Here is a 22,290-nt window from a genome sequence, read left to right on the forward strand (position 1 = left end):
GTGTCGCAGGCCTGTACAAAAAATTAGTGGTTAAAGTGGACCAGTAACTTTCTTAACAGATCAGCCAGCTGAGTGCGCTCTTCAGGCGCAAGTGGCGAAAGCAGTTCTTCGCCTTTGGCTACATGTTCCGAAATCACTTCATCAATCAGTGTTAACCCCTGCTCTGTAATAGCGACCATGACGCCACGCCTGTCGTTGGGGTCGGGGTTCCGGGTGACTAAGCCTTTATTTTCCAGTTTATCGATACGGTTAGTCATGGAGCCCGAAGTTAGCATCAGTGTTTGCAGCAGTTGATTGGGGGTTAATGTGTAGGGCTTACCTGAACGTCGCAATGTAGCAAGTACGTCGAATTCACCGCCATTGAGTCCAAAGCGGCTGAATACTGTATGGAGTTCCTTACTAAAAATAGCATCTGTTCTAATCAAACGGCCCATGACGGCCATGGGAGCAGGGTCTATATCTGGCCTTTCTTTATGCCACTGCGCCAGCACAGTATCGACTAAATCTTGTTTTTGCATAACCTGTACACATCGTTTTTTGAAACCATAAAAATACGTGGAAAGAAACTTGAAAGCAAGAATATCTGTTTGCATAGTCTCTATATGAAGGTAAGTCTTGTTGAACAAGCTGGTTTTGGATTTATTGCCATGGTTATACGAATGTTTCCTGGCATTATTAGATGGGTAAATTGTTAAACCTGTAGTCTTTAGGAGCCTCAGGGCACCTTCAGTACGCATGATCGAGCCTCTCAAGAAACAAAGTGATAGAGAGGCTCACTTTGTTTTACATCATATTAGCTTGAGAGGCTTTGTCCATCACCTTTAGAGAGATATTGTTATTGAAGTGGTGGCCGACAATTCGTCTTACGGGAAGCTGCTTACTTCTTACAAAATCTATGAATGCTCCGGTATGGGCGGGCAGCACCTTTGTTAGCGTATTGTCAAATGGGATCTGCAGGAAATCGGCTTGATATATGAGGCCGCTTTCGTTGAAAAAAGCAAAGCTCTGTCGTTTCGAATGCGCATTTTCCAGCACGTAAAAACTGACCCCATCAACCGATTGTTCGTGCTCTATCGTGTGAAATTTGAACGTATGTATCTGGTCTGAAAAAGGAGGGTATTCTTTTATTGCTTCGATGGTGTATGCATCGGCACGGATCAAGGCGCCGATCTTGGCATAAGATCCCAGACCTGCAATGTGGTCACCATGTGGATGGGTGACATAAACAGAAGTAATTTTTTTATTCGGAAATTTTTCAGTAATATGCTGAATGGTTTTTTCAGACTGCTCAGAACTGGTTGGTGCACCAAATACCTGAACTTCATTGTTGTTGGTTCTAAACAGTATGTTGCGCCATGCTCCTGAGTCAGTCAGGAGAAACAAGTTAGGTGCAATTTCCTCAGAAACTAAAACTTTATCATTTTTAGGGATTATCGGGCCATAACCAATCGGCACTTTAAGATGTTCTGGCGCGATTTTCTCAATCACTTCAAAATTTTCCATATGCTTAATAAAGGTAGGTTTGGTATCACCGTTGTAATATTTCATCACGGAGCGGGCAAAAGTTAATCCATGAACACTTTGGTAATCGTCATAGGTATACAGCCGTTGTTTAGTTTTATTATGAATGGATATCAGCCTCAGTGGCGTGTTATTGAAGGTGTACTCTATGACAGAACCACTTTCTTGATTATGTGTCAGCTTAGTAAGTCCGAGGCGAGTATTTGAAGAGATGAATACGCTATTTTTTATGTTGTTCTCGCTAAGCAGCTGACGTACAGCAAGAAAATCAATGTTCATCAGGTAGAGGTTTTTTAGCCGCTCAAATGAATTTAAGCTTTGCTTTACCACCCGCTTACCATAGAAGGCCCCATTTCTTGAATATCTGAAGCTATGAGTATCGTTTTGGAAGTGAACTTCGTCACTTTCCATTCCGCCAGTGAAGTAATGTGTTACGTTTTCGGTATAGTGTTTTCTATCCAGATCAAATTGCGTTACTTTGAAAGCTGTATATCTACTAGGTGCCTTATAGTCCCATGAATCGTAGGGATCACTTCGACCTAGATATCGCTGAGTCAGAGAAAAGGCTTTTATATTTGAGGTGTTTTGGTAGTGAGCATTGAGTTGCGCCATGAACTTCTCAACCTCTGACGCTTGGGTTGAAATGCTGTTAAGCAGCACCAGGCTTAATAACGTAATTTTCACGGTATAATATGCCAAGCATAACTTCATTGATGCTTCCTTTATCAGTAATGGAGAGAGTATTAACTTAACTAACAGCTTGGCCTTTGGCATGTAAACTTTTGTAAAACCCTGATTTCGAGTACTACCCATCTGCTTGAGTTGAGAGTTGTAGTTGCTTTAGCTGCGAATAACCTGATTAGTAGCAAGCAGAAGAAGCAAGTTAAACTACAGCGCATCTATGTATCACGAAGGCTTAAACCCAGAGTTGGCCTGTTTATCACCCAATCAGTATTAGATATGGTCACTTAAACTTAAAAGTGGCGTGTCTGTGGTAGCTTTTATCACGTCAGAAAACCCTTTAAACTGCCGCATACTCGTTTGTCACGCATATCATGCAGTAAACTCATGTGATTTAAGATGGCTAAACCCAACAAAAAAGGCCCCACTAAAACCGTCGACATCTATTGTGCAAAATGCAAAGCACCGCTATACAAATATCGCAAGGGCGGTAAAGGGGCACTCGTAAAATGTTTTAAAGAGCGGATCGTGACGGATTTTACCGCTCAAGAGGGCACCTGTCCTGGCTGTGGCACTGTATTCGCCCGGGACTCCCTGATCAGAGGCACGCCAGCGTATAAAATAATAGGGGGAAAGGTGCGGGTGAAGTAGCGGTAATGGCTACATAGCCTAGCCTGACCACGACAGAAAGAAGGTTATATCCACCAACCTGTGATCCTGCTTGCGGCTACAGGTGTCATCGCAGAGGTCGTTGGCCGCTGGTGCGTTTTCACAACCGGCCGTTCTGTATGGCACAACGAAAAAGAACTATCCCATTAGTGCTGCTAATACCTGTATCTTCAGCCAGAAGACGAATAACAGGGGCTTGCCAGGCTGAAGTTGACCAACCATTTTTAATGGGCAATATAGCCCAGATTTGCTCTACCTGAGTGTCTTGGCTCGGCTAAGTACGGGCGTTAGTCGTGCAAACAACCAGTTAAGAGGACCAGACTGGTCGCCTGGTAAATGTGGTACAAGTAACAAACGAACAAACTTTTTATATAGCCAGTACACTGAGGAAAAGCAGACTTAAGATAGGCGTCATAGGTACGAGCCCGATTGGCTAATGGACTAAACAGCGAACCCATTTAAATATCATGAAGTGTCATCACGGTGATCGACACTTTGTTGACATTTTATGTGTCAGAGTGAGCCTAATCGACCGACAGGGTGACTAAACGATGGAACAACGCACCATTTTCCTTCTTTGTGCGTCATTTACTTCACCCGTGCCAGCCAAAGCGCAATCTGAGGTCATGCAGGTGTCACTCTATATTGCCGGGCTGCCCGCTGGGTTCACACCATCAACAGGCTAGCCAAAATGTGTATCAGGCCTATCAGATAGAGCGCGGAGTAAAGTCTTATGGAGTGAGCATCAATGGTGTACGCGTTTAACAATAGCTGGTTATTATCCTTTGGTGCGGATTACGAAATGTATGCCTCAAAAGTGACAGATAGCCCGTTAATGAAAGCCGGTCGCGACACAGAAGTCGAGGCTGGTCTTGGTGTGGTGTATCGCTTTTAATCAATAACCGGAGTTGAATAAGGTGTTGCGAATACTAATAGCAGAAGACCATCTGGATATAGCAGAGAACATTGGTGATTTTTTAACAGCCAAGGGGCATCAGGTGGATTATGCTTATGATGGTGTAATGGCAGTGAGTTTAGCGCAAGATCAAACGTTTGATGCCATTATTATGGATATTAAAATGCCCAAACTGGATGGCTTAAAAGCAACCAGGCAAATAAGAGAGGGGGCGCAGCCATCGGTTCCTATTTTAATGCTGACGGCCAAAGACCGTTTGGATGATAAGCTGGTGGGCTTTGATTCAGGGGCGGACGACTATATCTTAAAACCTTTTGCCATTTCTGAACTTTATGCCCGCCTGGTCGCTCATACTCGTAAAGCACAAAATGACTACCATCATGTGACGCGATTAAACGGTCTTGAATTGAATAAGCAAAATAAAATAGCCAGTTTTAATGGGGCGCCACTTCAGTTAAACCCGACCACCTTTAAAATTTTAACCTTGCTGTGTAAGCAGTATCCTAATCTGGTGAATAAGTCTGAGCTGGAGTTCCAACTCTGGGCGGATGCATTGCCAGAAAATGACTTACTGAGAAGTCATATCTACAACCTGCGAAAGTCGCTGTCGGGGTGTGCTGAGCACATTAAGATCCAGTCGAAACACGGCCAAGGGTATCAGCTTGTTTTTCTCTGACTGGCGTTCAAAGCTTTCTCTCTTTATCCGCACATTGAGCCTGAGTCAGCGTGTTAAAGGCACTTTTATCGTTAGTTTTTGCGTATTCTGTGGGCTTAGTTTGCTGGTGATCTTTGCTGCGACAAAAGGCACCGAAGATTATATTTTTGAAAAACAGCTTAGCAGGGCTGTAACGCAGTTCAGGCAGCGCTATGCTAACAGACATACCTTCTTGTTTCCCGAAGGGATGACGGCTTATGCCAGTTTTGCAGATATTCCGCCATCGCTGGCTATCTATATTGGCAAAAGAGCTCCCGGAATATATGAGCTTGAGCACCCGGGTGAGGAAGATTTCCACTATGCCATTGCCGTTATGCCGGACAACGTTTTGTACTATTTTATCTATGATGTGAATGACGTTGAGATTTCTGAAAGCTTAGAGCGTATGATGATGCAGATTATTTTTGCTAGTTTTACGCTGTTTATCTTGCTGTTTTTCTTGATTTTTCACCTCGTACTCAAACGCTCCATGGCACCTATGTTTACCTTGATTGAACAGGTGAAAAAAAATGGCGACGCACCCGGCGTGCGCTTTGTTAGTGACTACAAATATCAGGATGATGAAATTGGACTGCTTAACAAGACGTTGGTTGAGCATGCACAACGAATTGAGGCCTTTGTTCAGCGAGAGCGCGAGTTTACGAGTTTTGCCAGCCACGAGTTGCGTACGCCTGTTACGGTCATCAAAGGCGTGAACGAACTACTGAAACTACACTGCGAGACTAACCCAGATCTCACTAAACCTTTGGCCAGGCTGGATCGTGCCGTGAACAGTATGGAAGATATGATCACTGTGCTACTTGAATTGGCAAGAGAGGAAGGTGCAGGGGAGACAGAGCTGGCGACAATCGCCACGATAGTTCAGGAAATCATGCAGGCATTTCAAGATCAGGCTGAGAAAAACGGCAAAACTCTGTCACTGCATATGACATCCTACGCGAGTGAGACAATTTCACGTGTGAATGGTTTGATAGTCATGGGAAACCTGATCAGAAATGCGATTCAACATTCAACAGGCGCGGACATTGAGCTCTGTGTAACCGGCTGTACTTTTAGGGTAACTAATACACTACAAGCTGATCAGCAGCACAGCGTGGAGTTTTTCTCTGGGGTTGAGCAGGGTTATGGATTAGGGAAAATAATTGTTGAGCGCATTTGCCGTCAGCAAAACTGGCATTACACTCAGCGGGTAGAGGCGGGCAAGATCACCGCAGCAATCCGGTTTTTAAGCCATATTTAACGGAGCTTAAGCTAGCTCCACGAATTGAATCGCACTCACGACAAGGAGTGCGATTAGCAACGGGTTGTTTGAGCCAGAAACTCCAGTTATTACATTATCATGGAATATACTGGCCCGGATTTGTTCTGTCTTGTAGAGGGTTATTTTTCAAAAAAGCCTAATTCGGTATTTTCGTATGTTTCAATTTTGCTCTCTATGACTTTACCTGTTTCTATTTCTTCTACCCAGACGGCAGAATAATCTGCGCCCAAAGTGCCTTTTACAACGTACCTGACGTCAGGGGCTGGTGTAAAAGTGAGGTCTCCCGTAATTTCATATACAGTGCCCGAGAGAGTTTGAACCGGGGCTGCATACACAGTTCTGCCCATAAGCGTTAAGGTAATAGGTTCAGAAGAGGGAACTGCGGTTGTGATATGAGAAGTAGTCAGGGAAAAACCTTGTCCATAAGTGGCTGAACGACTGGCTCCCAGACTGTTGTCGATCAGTTTGCCGTTGACTTTGTAGAGAAAAAACATGTCCGCTTTACTCGCCGAGTGCCGCTTATCTGTGCTTCCTATGGTGGACGTTGGGCCATTATAGTTGTCGGGGATAGGTGAGTGAGTAGTCGCACAGCCGCTGAGAATCAAAATTGAAAGAAGTAACCAAATCTGTTTCATAAAGTTTCCTTGTTGTTATGTAGATTATAGAGTTTCCTGTTAAAGGGTCGCACAACCTTAGTTTTAAAATCCAGTCATTATTTAACATGCAGGCATTTTTGTGAGTGCACTTGATTGAGGCTCAGTGAATATACAGGTATCCACATTCAGGCATATAGCAAAAGTTGGTACTGTAGCTTTGCGCTTATGGTTTTGAAAAGTGTATTTAATCTCAGATAAAAACGCATTTCGATGAGTCTTCAGAGCTTCGCAGCACCATTTTCAGGTTGAAAAATTTTCACAGCTTAAATGCTCGTACCTGTAGTTTACCTGTCTGACACCGCCTAAAGAGGTCATTCCTAATCATTTCAGGGGTAAAGTTGAATACAAATTGATCACTAAATTTACATTAAATATCAATATATATGTCATTTTTAACAGTTGACCAAAGGAAATGTTATAACAATTTCATCATATTCATGTTGCAATTGGACCGTTCCAGTTGTTACCGTTGTTAACAGTTTTACAACACAATACTGATATGTTTATCGCGGTAGATGACCTTGTTGTATTAGGTACAAGTAGTTAAACCACTTGTACGCTCTGTGTGTCAGAGTGGCTGTTTAAGTGCATTGTCAGTGACAAAAAAGTGATAATACAACAAGGAGAAGACATGAGTACCAAGCGTTTTAAACTATCGGCTATTTCTACGTTAATGCTGTCAGCAATGAGTTTGCCAGCGCTAGCACAATCCCCTGTTTTTCAAGGGCAAGTAGAAGATTCTAAACTGGAAATTAAGTCGACAAAGAGCGAAAAAAACCGCTACATCATTCGCTTCAATGAAGCACTGTCTGGCGGTAAAAACAGCTTTAATAATTTTATCGCGCTCAATTATCTGTTTACTGCGGGTGCCGAGCCTCTGTTCGCACTGAATGGTCAACAATCGATGGTCGCAGAGCTGGATGATTACAGTCTTGAAACACTGCGTAGCTTTTCATCTGTTGAGTCAATTGAAATAGACCCCAAGCGTTATATTTTGCCTCTGGCTAAATCTAACAATCAAATTATGCCATACGCACAGAGTACACCATATGGTATTACCATGGTGCAGGGTCATTTACTGCCTCAATCTAATACCTCTGCGAGAAAAGCCTGTGTGATCGACACCGGATATAATTTGGGTCACCCTGATTTACCTTACGGTAATGTAACGGGAATTGCGAATAACAGTGCCGTGGGACAGTGGAACAATGATGGTAACGGTCATGGCACGCACGTTGCCGGTACCATTGCAGCTGAGGATAATAACCAGGGCGTGATTGGTGTTTACCCAGGTATGGACCTGCATATTGTTAAAATCTTTAACGATAACGGGCAGTGGACCTATGCATCTGATCTGGTGAATGCAATCCAGCAATGTAAGGATGCAGGCGCGCATGTTGTTAATATGAGCCTGGGTGGGGGCAATTACTCCAATAGCGAAAATACTGCCATGCAGAGCTTTGTGGATGGTGGCATGATGCTGGTGGCCGCAGCGGGTAATGATGGTAATAGCTCTAAGTCTTATCCGGCGTCCTATAATGCGGTTATTTCCGTAGCATCGGTAACATCGAGCGAAAGCCGATCTTCATTTTCTCAGTATAATGATCAGGTCGAGCTGGCAGGACCTGGTTCGAGTGTAAACTCGACTTATCCAACCAATACATACCGCAGTCTGAGTGGCACTTCAATGGCCTCACCTCATGTGGCCGGTGTGGCTGCTTTGGTATGGAGTCACAACACCCAATGTAATAACCAGGAGATCCGGGCAGCACTGAATGCGACTGCCAAAGACAAAGGTGCCGCGGGTCGAGATAATTACTATGGTCATGGTATCGTGCAGGCTAAAGCCGCATCGGATTATATCGGCGCAAACGGTTGTCAGGGTGGCGGCGACCCCGGTGGTGTGACACCGGTTAACGGTTCTTTGCCTAACCTTCAGGGTAACCAGGGTGGCTGGACGCACTATACCTGGGATATTCCTCAGGGCGTAAAAGAGATGAACCTGAGTATCACAGGTGGCGCAGGGGATGCAGATCTGTATGTGAGATACAATGCACAACCCGATGCAAACAACTACACCTGTCGCCCATGGAAAGATGGTAACGAGGAGCAGTGTTCATTTGCTAATCCAAGTGCAGGCGTTTGGCACATTAGCTTGTATGGGTACAACAGTTACAATGGTGTGACGTTGAATTATTCGTATAAGTAACCGACCATTTTGAAGTTTACCGATAGAACATAGAGGCGCTCGTTGAGCGCCTTTTTCAATGGCTTATATTATCGAGCCCACAGCAGGCCCCAGCGGGTTCCGTTCGCATGGGCATTGTAGCTACACCTTGCTGAGCCAGCAGAGGATGGACGGTATACGCCATGTGCCAGCCAACAGGCATGATGTCCTGGGTGGATATCGCGCTGCCAGCCGACAACATTGGTGTTGTTACGATCATCGCCGTCCCCATAATAGGTGCGACTTGGTGTAACAGTGCCGCTTGCATCATATATTGCACGGCAGCCTGGTAAAGGAGTGTCTTTTTGATGTGCCTGTTGATCTTCATATCCCCAGGTATAACGCACCATTTCTAACTCAGCCTGGCTCATTGAACTTTGATAGGCCGACTTACAGCCAGCGTAGTCGCAGGCGACTTGTTCACGAACATCTCTGAACGTACTTAATGGTCCTTGATACAGACCTGTAACGGCTGGATCGGTTGCGGTCACATCAGGTTGTGGGTTGTAATCGCTGATATACATCTTACCGCCTGGCTCTGATTTACTGTAAGTGCCAATCAGTGTCCAGCCACCTTCATCAGTGTCCATATCACAATATGCATCAAAACCTGCATGTGTACCAACGCCATCAGGATCTATGCTATAAACCCCGGACTGAGCGTCTGGATTTTCACTCAGGATCTGAGCACAGCTGACAGGAAGCACTTCAATCGCAGGTTGAGTCGTCAACGTAAAATCGCCGGAGTCATTATTTGGACCATACCAGGTACCCTGGTAGCCACCCTGTTCAGAGCCTTGACCCAGGAAGTAAAAACGTGCCCCGTCTTTTGCAATGCTAAACTGCACACGTTGTTTCAGGCCTGAGCCAATCTCAAAGGTGTTTGGATGTTCAAACTCACCCTGAATAAGGGAGGCTTCGGGTGCCTGAGCATCTGTTGCGTTGAATTTATTGGCGTGCATTTGCACCGTTAGCTGCTGGTGTTGCGCACCGCTGGTGGCCAATACACCATCTAACTGCGTGTCACGAACAAGTTCCCACTGTAAATCTGCAGCGGCTGAAAAAGAAAGGCTTACAAGTAGTAGAGTTTTTAATTTAGTCATGAATCCCACAATCCTTATTTTGGTTACACTGAACCGATTATGCCCAATCGATACAGGACGCAATAATACAATATTTTTAATGTCTGAAGTGTAAGCGGGTTGGGATTTATATCAATTAATGATTTTATTCATCACCAGTGCGCAATGGGGTAGGTGAGTACTTACTTTGCTTGGTTCCTTTTCCAATAATGCGTTATTCAATGTGTATGTTATCTGATGCCGAGCGTGTACTCTCCGCAGTCCAGTAAGTAGGAGCATGCAAAGCGCATAAACTCCCCAATGAATCCCGATCGCAGCATAAGGAAAAGCTAACAAAAGACATTGACAAAATTTTTTTGCATATATATCTTTATATAAAGTTTCTTTAGTTGATATATCTTTTTGTAAAGCTTGATTCGGGTGCAGTCTTTGGGCTGTCCTAAGGTAAAGGAATAAGGAGAAAGTCGTGAATATTAAACCCTGGATTTCAACAGCGAGTGTTGTTGCCACTTTGGTGGTAGGTAGTATTGCCCTTAAGGGGCACATGATCGAAGCACGTAATACCGAGTTTTCAGAGCAGGCCGCCACGGTAGAAGCAATGCGCGTAGAGACGGTGCCGTATCAGTCATACATAGATATCAGTGGCGTGATTAAAGCGCCCCAGACCATTAATCTGGTGAATGAGGTTGCGGGCAAAATCACCCGGCTGTACTTTAAATCGGGCGACTTGGTTAAAGCGGGTGAGCCCTTAGTTGAAATTGATCACGCAGAAGAGCTGGCTCAACTGGCCGAGGCCAGGGCGCGCGTCACGCTGCAGGAAAGTACACTGGTTCGATATCGCAACCTGCACGAGCGCAAAAAATTCAGCGACCAGCAGCTGGAAGAAGCCATCACGCAACTGGCTGAGTACCGTGCACAAGTCGACTTACTCACAGCGCGCATCGAGAAAAAAGTCATCAAGGCACCGTTTACCGCCCGGGTTGGCATTCACGACCTTCAGGTTGGTCAATACTTAGCACCTAATACTGTGCTGACCAACATGGTTGGCCTTCAGGCGCACATGTGGGTGGATTTCTCGGTACCACAAACGTATCAGGCACTTGCAATCAATACTCCGATTCGAGTCTCTGTTGTGGGTGACAAGGCAGCCCCACTAGTCGCGTATGTTGAATCGGTAGAGCCAGGTATGACAGCAGCGTCCAGACAACTAAAATATCGCGCCCGCATTGAGCGTACTGAGCAGCTGAACACGAACCAGTTGGTTAAGATCAGCTTGCCAATAGGTACTAACCAGGAAGTCATTGCCGTACCTTACCTGGCCATCGTTAAAGACCAGCTTGGCGACTATGTTTATCTACTGGAGGAAGACGAGCAGGGCACACTCAGAGCAACACGTCAGCAGGTAGAGCTGGGTGAGCGTTTCGGGGATATGGTCATGATCACGGATGGTCTGGAGGAAGACCGCCTGATCGCAAGTAGCGGGGCTTTTAAACTGCGCAGTGGCCTGAAAACGTTTGTCTCAGAGCCTCAGCAACCAGAGCAGGCAGTGGCGATGGAAGACACCCAGAAAGAAGGCGTGTCGCTATGAAAAATAATGCCCACTTTATGGATAGATTTGTCACTATGCCGGTGCTGGCCGTGGTGTTATCGGCCATGATCTGCATAGGCGGACTGTGGTCCGTATTGAAGATCACAGTGCTGCAATTTCCCAAGATTGAAAGTTCGTCTTTGGTGGTATCGACCACTTATATCGGCGCATCGGCCGATACGGTAAAAGGGTTTGTGACCGAACCGATAGAGCGTGTAACGGCCACAGTCCCCGGCATCGACTATGTAGAATCGACCACAACGGCTGGCGTGAGTACTGTGACTGCGTACCTCAACCTGAACGAAGACAGCTCCAAGGCACTGGCAGAGTTGACGGCTCGGCTGGGTCAGGTCAGCTACATGTTGCCGTCGGAATCCGAAGATCCGGTTGTGACTGTGCAGCGTGCCGACAGACCACACGCTTTGTTCTATCTGAACATTGAAAACGAAGGCGTGTCGCTTATCCAGCTAACGGATTACTTGTCACGTCAGGTTTCGCCCGTGCTCAATGGCATTGAGGGTGTACAACGGGTTGCGATAGAAGGTAGCCGTACTCCGGCACTGCGAGTAGATCTGGACTCAGCGAAACTGGATGCGTTTGGCCTGAGTGCCGACGAAGTGTACAGCGCACTGGCTGCAAATAACACGATTGCCACCCTGGGCTTTACTGAAACCAGCAAGCAACGTATTGACCTGGTGGCCAATACCCAGCTGAAAGACTTGAACGAATTCAAGCGCATGGTGATCAGACAGGTAAACAACGAAACCATTTACCTGCGCGATGTTGCAACGGTCAGGCTGGGCTCTGAGCAGCCCACCATCAGTGCCCGTTTAAGCCAGCAAGACACGGTATATATTTCGATCTGGCCACTGCCGGGTGCGAACGAAATAGCCATTGGTGACGCCTTATATGCGATGACCGATGAAATAAACGAAACCCTGCCTGATGGTATTCGCATTAACTATGCTTACGACGGCACTTTATATATGCGTGATGCACTGAACGAAATTTTCAAGACACTGGTTGAAACGGTTGTATTGGTTGGCGCTGTGGTACTGTTCATGATGGGCTCATTCAGAAGTGCCGCTGTACCGCTGGTGACCATTCCAATCTCCATTTTGGGTGCGGTTGCTGCCATGTATGTGGTCGGTTTCTCTATGAACCTGTTGACGGTGCTGGCCATAGTTTTATCAGTTGGCCTGGTGGTGGACGATGCCATCGTCGTAGTCGAAAACGTTTCGCGTTACATTCGTGAAGGTAAGCCTAAGTTGCAGGCTGCACTGGAAAGTTCCAGACAACTGCTTGTGCCCATTGTGTCGATGACGCTGACCCTGGCAATGGTTTATCTGCCAATCGGCTTCCTGTCCGGACTGACCGGCGTGTTATTTAAAGAGTTTGCCTTTACACTGGCCATTGCCGTGATGATTTCCGGGTTTATTGCTGTGACCTTATCGCCCATTATGAGTGCTTATGTGACGCCGCCGGGTGGTAAAGAAACTAAGCTGACACGCAAAGTAAACGCCGGATTCGACTGGTTACGTAAAAAGTATAAAGCGCTGCTGAGTGCCTCTTTGAACTGGCGCAATCAAATTCTGCTTGGCGCCATGGTGTTAAGCCTTATGGTCGTGCCATTTTTCACTGGCTCGAAAAAAGAGTTGGCCCCGGTTGAAGATCAAAGCCAGATTTACGTACTGGTGCAGTCTCCGCCTGAGTCATCACTGACCTACAATGAAGACAATATGCATGGTGTGGTTGATACCTTACTGGACATGCCGGGCGCCACGCAGATGTGGCAAAACATCTTCACTAACAGTGCATTTGGTGGGGTGGAGTTCATCAGCGCATCCAAGCGTGACTATACCACAATGTCATTGATCCCTGAGGTGTACGGGCGCCTGGCACAATTACCGGGTATCAACCCGCTGCCCATTTTGCCGTCGCCTTTACCCACTGCGGGCCAGTTTGATGTGGAAATGGTGGTGAAATCCTCAGCCAGTTACGAAGAAATGAAACAGTATGCTGATCAGCTGATAGGCAAAGCCTTTGGCAGTGGTCACTTCCTGTATGCAGACACAGACCTGAAAATTGACTTGCCACAAATTGAGGTAACGCTGAAGCGTGAACAAATTGCCGATTTAGGTATGGATGTGGCCCATGTCAGTCGTCAGCTGGGTATTTTGCTGTCTAACAACTATGTGAACCGTTTTGACGCCAGAGGTAAGGCCTATCAGGTTATCCCTGTGGTCGACAGCCAGGTTAAAACGGATCCGTCGAAATTACTGAGCCTGCAAATCAAAGCGCACAACGGCACTCGGGTTCCTTTGTCTGCCATTGCTGAAATCAACTGGACCACAGTACCGCGTCAGCTGAGCAGCTTTGGTCAACAAAATGCGTTTCGTATCTTCGGGGGTGTGCTGCCAAGCTCAACCAAAGAAGCAGCACTAACGGCGCTGGAGGAAGCGGCCAAAGAAGTCCTGCCTCCTTCTTACATGATTGATTATGCCGGTGAATCCAGGCAGATCAGACAACAAGGTAACAGTTTGCTGGGTGTCATGGCGGTGTCTTTGGTAATTGTTTATCTGCTACTGAGCATTCAGTTCAACAGCTTCAGAGATCCGCTGGTGGTCTTACTGGGCAGTGTACCGCTGGCCATGATGGGCGCACTGGCACTGTCTTACTTTGAGCTGACCACGATGAATATTTACTCGCAAATTGGGTTAATTACTTTGATAGGCTTGATTGCCAAAAACGGTATTTTGATTGTGGAGTTTGCCAACCATTTACAAGAGGAGGGACGCAATAAGCTAGATGCCGTAGTTGAATCAGCAGCTACTCGCTTACGTCCTATCCTGATGACCACCGCAGCAACGGTGCTGGGCCACTTCCCACTGATGCTGGTAACCGGCGCGGGTGCCGAGGCACGCAACAGCATAGGTATTATTCTGGTTGCAGGCATGATGGTAGGCACCTTATTTACCTTATTCATATTACCGGCCTTCTACGTAAAACTTGCGACAAGTCGTGAGGCACGTAAGGCTCAAACCCAGGAGACTGTGAATGCAACGCCAACGCTTGCAATGAGCTAATCCGTAAACCGTTTAATATGCCGCAGCATTCGGCTTCTACGGCCCTAAGACGCAACACAGCGCCAGCATCGCCTGGCGCTTTTGTGCGTAAGCTTACAACGCAAAAACTCGCTCAGGGTGCAACCAAAACTGACAAACCACGCCATCATCCCTGACGCATGCGAGCCGGGATCTACCTGAACAACACCCAGTAGTTCCTCAATGAAGATAAACCTGACAAACCACTCCGTTATCCCGGATGCGTGCGAGCCGGGATCTACTTAAACACCATGCAGAAGTAAACCGATGAGAAAATGAAGATAGCGCTATGGTTGATGTCCATACAAAGTCGCTCAAAATGATGACGCATAGCACTTGATTTTGTGTTGCAGCGCTCACCGCCCGGTTAAAGGCCGAGTTCTGTTTCTTTACATAGGTATAAGTGAATGAGGCTAATTTCCAAGTCAAATTTCTCGCTTTCTCCGCCCTTGGAGGTCTCGTCCAAGTGAAGTATCGATTTAAGTGAGTTGGATTCAAAAGACTGGTAGTTTTACATAACGAGACCCCAGTTTCGCTATGAACAAGGCTCGGTTTTAACAGAGCTGTTTTGGCTTGAGCAATGGTGGTAGGTTATTGTTCTTATTATGAATAAAATAATATAGCTATGGAGCAGTACGGTTTTAGGAACTGGGTCTAACTGGTACTCACGCTAAAAAGCTGCTTATCGCTGCCAGAAAATATCAGCTAAAAGTCATAATGACGTCAGGTGTTTTAAAGCTGATCTGCTTAAATTGACCTCTGGTTCAATCACATTTAAGCACTATATCAATAGAAAGCGACTTCAATATGGAAGTTGAATAATTCGTTGATTTCAAAATAAGGAATAATTATGAAACGTGTTAGCACAGCAATTGTTCTACTGTTTTCAGTTCTAATGATGAGCAGCACTAGTTATAGTAAAGATGACACGTCCATCCCCGATGGTCCCTATCTCGGTCAAACGCCACCCGGCTCAACACCTGAGATGTTTGCGCCCGGTATTGTTAATACGGAGGAATTTATTGAAATTGAGGGCATGTTCGGGGCGGATATGAATACCTTTTATTTCGTCAGGAGTGATGAAAAAGAAGTTTATTCCTTATATGTCATTGAATATAAAAATAATAAATGGCAGAAGTCTATTGTCGCGACGGCTGTAAGCGAACCATCCATCTCACCCGACGGTAACACCATCTATTTAAAAAATAAATTTATAGAACGCACCAGCGACGGCTGGTCGGAGCTAAAAAGCCTCGGCGCGCCTTTCGAAAATATCGACATTATGCGGCTTTCAGCGTCTTCAAACGGCACTTATTATTTTGATACCTATACTCCAAAATTGGATACCCCTATTCGCTATTCGCGTTTGATAAACGGCAAATACGAACAACCGAAGTCACTGGGCTCGCAGTTTGGCATCGGCAGATATAATGCCCATCCTTATATTGCGCCGGATGAAAGCTTTATTATCTTTGATAGCGTCAGAGAAGATGGACAGGGCAGATCTGACATTTATATCAGTTATCGCGCGGCTGATGGCTCATGGGGCCCTGCCATTAATATGGGCGACAAGATAAATACCGTTCATTCTGAAAAAAACCCAAGTTTGTCACCCGATGGACAATTTCTATTCTTTGATAAGCGGACAAAACGCGGAAACGAAGAGGTAAATATCTACTGGGTGGACGCCCAAATTATTGAGACGCTCAGACCCAAATAGCAAACCATATAACAAGCTACTCCAGCGGAGCAAGACTCGCTGCGCTCCCGTTGACAGTTGCCCGCTGAGTAGAACGTTGGTATGACTCCCACTGTCAAGTTAAACGCACAGATCCCTGCTTAACCCTTTTAAGCCATAATTTGGAAAGTACAAAAAAAGGACACCCAGCTTTGTTTGTTCTTGCTTTGGGTTCATGAAAAATGAATACAAGTGCTTTTGCAAAAAAAGCGAAAAGTTTCAGAAATCAGGCTTTACAGATGAGCATCTTCAGTTGAAACAGTCGTTATTTGATATTTTTGGCACAGTTAAGCGCTGCCTGAGTGAGACAGCCACCACTTGAAGTTAAGATAATGACAACTCTATCCTAGTAAGCGCTCACAATTACCCAGATTGGGGCGTCGCCTTTTTTGTAGGTGCTCACAAAATTTAGTCACGGCTTGCTGCCTGCCGACTGCACCGTGGAATGCTTTTGTAATTCGCGCGGTGAGTTTTAGCCAGTTTTCGGGCTCTATTTGCAACCTGACGAGAAAAGGCTGAGCATCGCAGATGTGGCCTCGCTTGTCAGCTCGGATGCATCGGCCTGTGAGCTTGACCAGCTCAATATAGTATTCAAGCTCAAAGGGCAGGCCTTTGGGCATGTTTTGACTGGGGTTGCCAGCAAAGCGCAGACGGCTCTTTGGTTGTTTGCCATGCGTTGCGTGTTCAATGCGTTTTTTGATACTGGTGAATTCAGAGGTTTCGGGTGTGCTGGCCATTTTGGCCCGGATAGGGTTGAGGTCTACATAGGCCATGCAGGCGGCTAGAGCGGCTTCATCAAGTAACGCCTGGGATTTAAATCTGCCTTCCCAAAACCGGCCTGTACAGCCACCTTCTTTGTTTGCCCTGCGGGCAATGTCTTCGTTCAGAACACGCATAAACCAGCTGATGCTGGCCAGTCTCACCCTATATTTGTCGATAATATCGTCGAGCATAATACGCTCGGACGGAATAAGCTCGTTACCTTCGATGAATTTGTGCGTCAGCCAGTTTCCTTTAAAAAGCTTATGCCAGCGGATAACGGTGGCTTTGTCATTCAATCGATTGGCTTTTTTATCATCCACATATAAAACGATGTGAGTATGGTTACTCATCACAGCATAAGCGCAGATTGTGTTATTTGCCAAGGCTTTGCCATCGCCACTGTGCTTTGTCAAATAGGGAAAGTGCAGTGGCGGTGGGTGGACATTGGCAAATTTATTTACAGGCCTCTGAATGCGATATAGCGCTCATTTTTACTGCTTGCTAGCAAGGCCTCTGCAAACTCATAATATCGTTCAAAAGAGTAATCAATGCCTTGGCTTTTATTGTTTCTTAATTGCTTTAGATTTTTGTCAGTAAAAACAAGGCCAATATTTTCACTTAACCGATGAATTTCTTCTAACTTTTCTTTTGCTAAAGTTTCAAATTCTTGTTGACTTAACTGCTTAACTTTTTTCAGCATTTCACTAAAAAATGTCTGGTTCAAAGCTCTCATTTCATCTATTGAATGAGTAGAAGTTTGCAGCAGTGTAACAAAACCAGTACCTTGATCACTCAATTGAAAGTCTGTGACCGCAGTGTATGCAATTTTAAGCTGGTTTCTAAACCTATTCTCATAGTCAGATTTAATCATTGAATTTAATAAAATGGCATAAAGCTTGGTTTCAATTGAGCTGTTATCTGTTTGTCGTAAGCTGGTTAATATATTGACTGGTGCATTGTTTTCCAGCTCAATGTTTAATGACTTTGGTTTGTCATTTTGGCTGTAAGCTTTTTTGCTTTTTAACTGCTTAAAACTGTTTAAAGCATTCATAATTTCTGTGTCTGACCATGTTTGCTTGTTTTTAATGCGATTCAACAGGCTTTTAATTCTAAATACTTGGTTGTCGGCTAGCATTGCCTTGAAGGTGCTTATGGCCTTTGCCTTGGCCAGCTGAAGCTCATTATCCGAAAGCTGAGAAGGGACTTTGATATCATTTGCGAGCTGACTGACGACAGACTGAGCTCCGATTGATAAGAATCTCATCTCACCATCAATGATAAATTGCGCTGTGGTTGCAAGCGCTTCTGAATCTAAAATGTGTTCTTTATATTTATGTTCAAGGAATGCCTTTAAAACAAGCGCCTGGACATAGTCATCCAGATTCTCGATCCGCTTTTTCAGGCGCTTGTTTATAGCGTATCTACCATCATTTAAAGAGACTATTTCAATTTGCTCGCTTGCAGTTAGGTTTGCAGGCGCGGCATCCAAATACCTATTTCTCTTAGGGAAATCAACTTTATCCAGGATGCGATAAGGAACTGGTTTCACAGGTCCGCTCAAAGTGAACTGCTTATCATAAAAGCGCATTGTTTGTATTTTGGATAAATCTCTCTCCCACTTTTCCTCTGGGATGCTCAGTTTTGTATAAATTTCACTCTTTTTAATTTGATTAATGAAGTGCTTAAATTCGTTATGGTTGAAACTGTCATTGAATTTGCAATTGTTGATCCAGTTATCAAAAGCACCAAAATGAATGCTGTTATCTAGCTTTTTAGCCGACTCAAAAGATAAGTCGCTTTCTTTGCACGAGCTTGATTTTAAGTCCTTATAGTCAATATACGCTCTGGTCAGTGCGGCAGCGTTTTCTTTTTTGGTTAAATTTGATAAAAATTGCTGCACTAAGGCCAGCAGTTGCTTAGCCGATTGGTCGATATCTACTTCTTTAACTGAGGTGCCTGAAAATTTTAAATTTAAGCCATCAAACTCATGATAATTATTGGGCGTGAATGTTGCGGATCTAAGCTGAAACCCACGAGCCTTATGAGGGGTTTCTAGCGCTTTAATCTTTGAATTTTCTAATAAGTGAGCTAAGAATTCCGCTTGGAAAATTGACCCTTTAGCTGTTGTTGGTATTGCAAAGTCAAAATTAACTTGATGGGCACTTGCGCCTTTACTTTTGCCTGTTTCTGTTATGGATTCGATGATCAATTGGGGTTCGTCTGATGCCTTTCCACCTTCTGACTCAGTATCGAACGTTAGCTTCCCTATGGTGTTATTTAGCTTTTTGAATGAGGTTTCCACACTGTTTGGTGATTCAGATAAGATAAAAATATTTTCAGGGTTATATCGAGAAAAGTTTTTATTAACTGAAGCTTTTAAGCTGTCAGCTTGTGGTTCGAATGTACTTGCATTCCCCATAAAAAAAGTTGCACCAGCATTACTTTTTGCAAATACGTTGAATGCCTGCTCCCAGTTTATCAACTCTAAATGTTTTTGGCCTTGCCGCCACTCATTATCGATAGCTGCAATTTGTGCTTTAAGTGCTTCATCAGATAAGTTAATGCTTTTGAAAGAGTTGCTTAGGATGCCAATAAACTCGGCTTCATGTTTTGACGGGAATTCATACCAATAACGCACACCAGATGAATTCACGTTAGCTATTCTATTGCCTCCAACCTTAGCTAGAAACTCATCCATTATTGATACATTGCTTTCACCCCCTCCAAGATTAAATAAATGCTCTGTTAAATGTGGTATGCCTTTGTTCCCATTGTGATATAGGTGTCCTGCTTTAACAAAAAGAGCATACCTGGAAATTTCTCCTTCAGCTTTAGTGTGGTAGTAAGGGATCCCATTGCTGAGTTTTAAAACCTTTCTTTTTTGCTGTGGCTCGTCAGATTTAGCGGGAAATACAGAGAATATAGCCAATATGAGAAGTGTTTTTATAAAATTATAAACGGAGGGGGAGGTGAACATTATCTCTAAATCCTTTTTATTAAATTTAATGTAGGCTTATGATTTTTAAGATTTAAAAGTGTACTGCGAATATGTCGCAATGACTACTCCTGATTTCAGATAAAAAATGCAACATTCATAGGGGGTATTTTTCGAAGACATCCACCTCAAAATTAGTGCGCAGATTAAGCTGGTTCAACTTGGATGCCCTTGCAACTCGAGGGGCGCAGCCGAAGAGCAAGACAGGCATGGGGTTAGCGCCAAATGTCAGACTGCTTGGAAGTAGTAAATTAATGCTCGGTTGGGCGAGTAGAAGCCTATTGCTGGCAATCGGGTTCTCTATTCTAATAACAACTCTTCCAGCCATGACTGAAGCTTTTTAAGTGCAGGATCATTTCGACGGCTCTTACGCCATGAAAAATAATATGCTGTTTGTGGTGGAGTAAAACCGTCATCGTCAAGGCATATTAATGTGCCAGATTCAAGTTCGTTTTTGACTAAAGCCTTTTCTAACATAGCAATACCTTGACCATAGAGTGCAGCCTGAAGTAACAGTAGAGTGTGGCTGAACAGAATATACTTTTGGTTGCCAGCGAAAGAGATATTTTTATCTTGTTGCCACAATGACCAGATGTTAACGCCCTCAATATCAATAAGCGGAATATCGTTGGTCGCATCCAGGTTAGGAAAGCTAGTAACATGTCTGGCAAGAGATGGACTACACATCGGATGGTAACTTTCATGGCAGATAAACTTGCTTTCATATGAAACGTGATGAATTTGGTTTGCAACGACAGCGTCAAGTTCAAGCGCTTCGGGTTTATCTCCACAGTTAAGCATACGTACCCTGAGGTCGATTTCTGGGTTTGCCAGCTGCCACCTTTCCAGGGATGGCATTACTCGCCTCATGGCAAATGCGCTCGTTATTCCCAGCTGAATATGTCCGGGTTCATATGATGTAATTTCACAGGTCGAGTTATGAATTTGCTCAAAAGACTGACGAACATGAAGTGCATAGTTTTGTGCTTTTTGAGTCAAGACTAGTTGCTTTCCACTCTTTTCAAAAAGTTTACAGCCAAGCCAGTCCTCGAGCTTTTTTATCTGGTGACTGACAGCGCTTGGAGTGATGCATAATTCTTCAGCAGCTTTGGAAAAGTTTAAATGCTTGGCTGCAAGAGAAAAAATATAGAGCGACTTGAGAGGAGGCATTAAAGGTGTGGTCATAATTAACTGTGAATTTTATTCATAGATGGGCAAAGAATATCAATTGTGTGGTCAAAATGTAATTGGTAGTTTTGTCTCTGTTTTTAATAACGTGCTAAGAAGCGTAATAATACAGAGGACAAAGCATATGAAGAGCATCGCTAAAAGGGCATTTAAATATAAACTCATTGCAGCACTGGTGTGTTCACTTGCTACAAGTGCTTATGCTGAGGCAAATTATTTTTGTGGTGCAGACAACCCGAAACAGGCCGCGCAAATTGAAACTCTAATACCCACTTTATATGACATTGTTTCTGGATACCCTGAAGAAACCAAAGACTGGCATCTACTAAAACAGTTATTTTCTCCAGACGCGATGATCACTCCTGTTTTTCATAAGGGAGAAGACGTTGTCGCACAACCAGGAAGTGTTGGGCAGTTTATTGCTTTAAATAAGCGCTTATTTAAGGACAAGGGTTTTTTTGAACGTGAGGTATCACAAAAAGTGTTCAAATTTGGACATATGGCCAATGTATTGAGTGTTTATGAATCTAGGCGTTCTCCAGAGTTATCGCCTTATGCAAGAGGAGTGAACTCCTTTCAGCTGCTGAATGATGGTCGGCGTTGGTGTGTTTTATCCGTTACCTGGGACAGTGAATCTGAGAACCACCCACTTACAGAGCATATTTTGCATTTATCAGATTGATGCAAAACTTAAATTCAAAATTTTTGCAAGGCACTCACTACAGAGCTGTTATACAGTTGGGTGGCGTGACGGTTAAGTGCCTTTTGTGTGTAGGTACTTTCCTCTTATACTCAATCAGTTGTGTTATGTTAGCGACTTTTGATTTACCAGCATGAAAAAGACCAATCGCGAGTTGGACCGACAACGACAGAACAGCCGCTCAGGAGCAGCTAAACTTGGTTTTTATGCCAGATAAACAACGTGGGATGTAATGGTGAGTATCTGCCATTGATGCTAGCCTGACAGGCCGCTGCATCTAAATTCTACCGAGACTTATCTAAGATCACTTTATTGCAGGCGAAAGCGCGCTACGGTATTTGAAAACGCCTCTAATATACCTGAGTATGATGGCTGATATTTTGAATATCAATATAAGGGGGCTATCAGAAATAAAGGGAGATAGCCCAAATTTTGTGAGGCACGAGTGGTATAATATCAGTTCTGGTGCGCCTGTATTGGTTATAAA

The 22,290-nt window shown here is 44.5% G+C and carries 17 protein-coding genes; 10 read left to right on the forward strand and 7 right to left on the reverse strand.

Annotated features, from left to right (window positions below):
- Nucleotides 1–23: 23 nt before the first annotated feature.
- Nucleotides 24–518, reverse strand: a complete 495-nt coding sequence (locus tag ACXAH1_RS15000; RefSeq protein ID WP_475197723.1) for a MarR family winged helix-turn-helix transcriptional regulator — start codon at nt 516–518, stop codon at nt 24–26.
- Nucleotides 519–783: 265 nt separating this feature from the next.
- Nucleotides 784–2,232 (reverse strand): hypothetical protein, encoded by a 1,449-nt coding sequence (locus ACXAH1_RS15005; RefSeq protein ID WP_475197725.1) that lies wholly within the window; start codon nt 2,230–2,232, stop codon nt 784–786.
- Between the two features lie 369 nt (nt 2,233–2,601).
- Here ACXAH1_RS15005 and ACXAH1_RS15010 point away from each other — a divergent pair, with 369 nt between their 5' ends.
- The 5 genes from ACXAH1_RS15010 to ACXAH1_RS15030 all read left to right on the forward strand — a co-directional run bounded on the left by ACXAH1_RS15010 (nt 2,602) and on the right by ACXAH1_RS15030 (nt 5,742).
- Nucleotides 2,602–2,853, forward strand: coding sequence for a hypothetical protein (locus ACXAH1_RS15010; RefSeq protein ID WP_475197727.1), 252 nt, complete (start codon nt 2,602–2,604; stop codon nt 2,851–2,853).
- A 569-nt stretch (nt 2,854–3,422) separates the two neighbouring features.
- Nucleotides 3,423–3,557 (forward strand): hypothetical protein, encoded by a 135-nt coding sequence (locus tag ACXAH1_RS15015; RefSeq protein WP_475197728.1) that lies wholly within the window; start codon nt 3,423–3,425, stop codon nt 3,555–3,557.
- Between the two features lie 62 nt (nt 3,558–3,619).
- Nucleotides 3,620–3,766 carry a MipA/OmpV family protein gene (locus ACXAH1_RS15020; RefSeq protein WP_475197729.1) on the forward strand — a complete coding sequence of 49 codons (147 nt, stop codon included), beginning with the start codon at nt 3,620–3,622 and terminating at the stop codon, nt 3,764–3,766.
- 22 nt (nt 3,767–3,788) lie between these two features.
- A complete protein-coding gene (locus tag ACXAH1_RS15025) occupies nt 3,789–4,463 on the forward strand; it encodes a response regulator transcription factor (RefSeq protein WP_475197731.1) in 675 nt (224 codons plus the stop codon).
- On the forward strand, nt 4,450–5,742 hold the full coding sequence (locus tag ACXAH1_RS15030) for a sensor histidine kinase (RefSeq protein ID WP_475197732.1): 1,293 nt from the start codon (nt 4,450–4,452) through the stop codon (nt 5,740–5,742). Before ACXAH1_RS15025 ends, ACXAH1_RS15030 begins: the two co-directional genes overlap by 14 nt.
- Before the next feature lie 140 nt (nt 5,743–5,882).
- On the opposite strand, the gene ACXAH1_RS15035 is transcribed toward ACXAH1_RS15030, so the two are convergent.
- Entirely contained in the window at nt 5,883–6,398 is a 516-nt protein-coding gene (locus tag ACXAH1_RS15035; protein ID WP_475197733.1) for a hypothetical protein, read from the reverse strand.
- Between the two features lie 652 nt (nt 6,399–7,050).
- Here ACXAH1_RS15035 and ACXAH1_RS15040 point away from each other — a divergent pair.
- On the forward strand, nt 7,051–8,628 hold the full coding sequence (locus ACXAH1_RS15040) for a S8 family serine peptidase (RefSeq protein WP_475197734.1): 1,578 nt from the start codon (nt 7,051–7,053) through the stop codon (nt 8,626–8,628).
- A 68-nt stretch (nt 8,629–8,696) separates the two neighbouring features.
- Here ACXAH1_RS15040 and ACXAH1_RS15045 read toward each other — a convergent pair whose 3' ends face one another.
- Nucleotides 8,697–9,749 carry a fibrinogen-like YCDxxxxGGGW domain-containing protein gene (locus tag ACXAH1_RS15045; protein WP_475197736.1) on the reverse strand — a complete coding sequence of 351 codons (1,053 nt, stop codon included), beginning with the start codon at nt 9,747–9,749 and terminating at the stop codon, nt 8,697–8,699.
- Between the two features lie 445 nt (nt 9,750–10,194).
- Here ACXAH1_RS15045 and ACXAH1_RS15050 point away from each other — a divergent pair, with 445 nt between their 5' ends.
- The 3 genes from ACXAH1_RS15050 to ACXAH1_RS15060 all read left to right on the forward strand — a co-directional run bounded on the left by ACXAH1_RS15050 (nt 10,195) and on the right by ACXAH1_RS15060 (nt 16,140).
- On the forward strand, nt 10,195–11,316 hold the full coding sequence (locus ACXAH1_RS15050) for an efflux RND transporter periplasmic adaptor subunit (protein WP_475197737.1): 1,122 nt from the start codon (nt 10,195–10,197) through the stop codon (nt 11,314–11,316).
- Complete coding sequence (locus tag ACXAH1_RS15055; RefSeq protein ID WP_475197738.1) at nt 11,313–14,402, forward strand: efflux RND transporter permease subunit; 3,090 nt, start codon at nt 11,313–11,315, stop codon at nt 14,400–14,402. The genes ACXAH1_RS15050 and ACXAH1_RS15055 overlap by 4 nt, the downstream gene beginning before the upstream one ends.
- 868 nt (nt 14,403–15,270) lie before the next feature.
- Nucleotides 15,271–16,140: a TolB-like translocation protein gene (locus ACXAH1_RS15060; RefSeq protein WP_475197739.1), complete on the forward strand. Its 870-nt coding sequence runs from the start codon at nt 15,271–15,273 to the stop codon at nt 16,138–16,140.
- Between the two features lie 359 nt (nt 16,141–16,499).
- On the opposite strand, the gene ACXAH1_RS15065 is transcribed toward ACXAH1_RS15060, so the two are convergent.
- From ACXAH1_RS15065 to ACXAH1_RS15075, 3 genes are all read right to left on the reverse strand, one after another.
- A complete protein-coding gene (locus ACXAH1_RS15065) occupies nt 16,500–17,270 on the reverse strand; it encodes a transposase (protein WP_475197841.1) in 771 nt (256 codons plus the stop codon).
- Between the two features lie 107 nt (nt 17,271–17,377).
- Nucleotides 17,378–19,897 (reverse strand): insulinase family protein, encoded by a 2,520-nt coding sequence (locus tag ACXAH1_RS15070; protein WP_475197740.1) that lies wholly within the window; start codon nt 19,895–19,897, stop codon nt 17,378–17,380.
- A gap of 318 nt (nt 19,898–20,215) precedes the next feature.
- Nucleotides 20,216–21,100 (reverse strand): LysR substrate-binding domain-containing protein, encoded by an 885-nt coding sequence (locus tag ACXAH1_RS15075; RefSeq protein WP_475197742.1) that lies wholly within the window; start codon nt 21,098–21,100, stop codon nt 20,216–20,218.
- Nucleotides 21,101–21,227: 127 nt separating this feature from the next.
- Here ACXAH1_RS15075 and ACXAH1_RS15080 point away from each other — a divergent pair, with 127 nt between their 5' ends.
- Nucleotides 21,228–21,785, forward strand: a complete 558-nt coding sequence (locus tag ACXAH1_RS15080) for a hypothetical protein (protein ID WP_475197744.1) — start codon at nt 21,228–21,230, stop codon at nt 21,783–21,785.
- The last annotated feature ends 505 nt before the right edge of the window (nt 21,786–22,290 follow it).

It is taken from the genome of Pseudoalteromonas sp. AWH4_217, from assembly GCF_056161105.1.

Bases quoted from the DNA above. Each gene is read 5' to 3' on its own strand.
- ACXAH1_RS15070 (WP_475197740.1), bottom strand. From the start codon at position 19,897: ATGTTCACCTCCCCCTCCGTTTATAATTTTATAAAAACACTTCTCATA.
- ACXAH1_RS15010 (WP_475197727.1), top strand. From the start codon at position 2,602: ATGGCTAAACCCAACAAAAAAGGCCCCACTAAAACCGTCGACATCTAT.
- ACXAH1_RS15020 (WP_475197729.1), top strand. From the start codon at position 3,620: ATGGTGTACGCGTTTAACAATAGCTGGTTATTATCCTTTGGTGCGGAT.
- ACXAH1_RS15040 (WP_475197734.1), top strand. From the start codon at position 7,051: ATGAGTACCAAGCGTTTTAAACTATCGGCTATTTCTACGTTAATGCTG.
- ACXAH1_RS15055 (WP_475197738.1), top strand. From the start codon at position 11,313: ATGAAAAATAATGCCCACTTTATGGATAGATTTGTCACTATGCCGGTG.
- ACXAH1_RS15035 (WP_475197733.1), bottom strand. From the start codon at position 6,398: ATGAAACAGATTTGGTTACTTCTTTCAATTTTGATTCTCAGCGGCTGT.
- ACXAH1_RS15080 (WP_475197744.1), top strand. From the start codon at position 21,228: ATGAAGAGCATCGCTAAAAGGGCATTTAAATATAAACTCATTGCAGCA.
- ACXAH1_RS15005 (WP_475197725.1), bottom strand. From the start codon at position 2,232: ATGAAGTTATGCTTGGCATATTATACCGTGAAAATTACGTTATTAAGC.
- ACXAH1_RS15075 (WP_475197742.1), bottom strand. From the start codon at position 21,100: ATGACCACACCTTTAATGCCTCCTCTCAAGTCGCTCTATATTTTTTCT.
- ACXAH1_RS15065 (WP_475197841.1), bottom strand. From the start codon at position 17,270: ATGAGTAACCATACTCACATCGTTTTATATGTGGATGATAAAAAAGCC.
- ACXAH1_RS15000 (WP_475197723.1), bottom strand. From the start codon at position 518: ATGCAAAAACAAGATTTAGTCGATACTGTGCTGGCGCAGTGGCATAAA.
- ACXAH1_RS15060 (WP_475197739.1), top strand. From the start codon at position 15,271: ATGAAACGTGTTAGCACAGCAATTGTTCTACTGTTTTCAGTTCTAATG.
- ACXAH1_RS15015 (WP_475197728.1), top strand. From the start codon at position 3,423: ATGGAACAACGCACCATTTTCCTTCTTTGTGCGTCATTTACTTCACCC.
- ACXAH1_RS15045 (WP_475197736.1), bottom strand. From the start codon at position 9,749: ATGACTAAATTAAAAACTCTACTACTTGTAAGCCTTTCTTTTTCAGCC.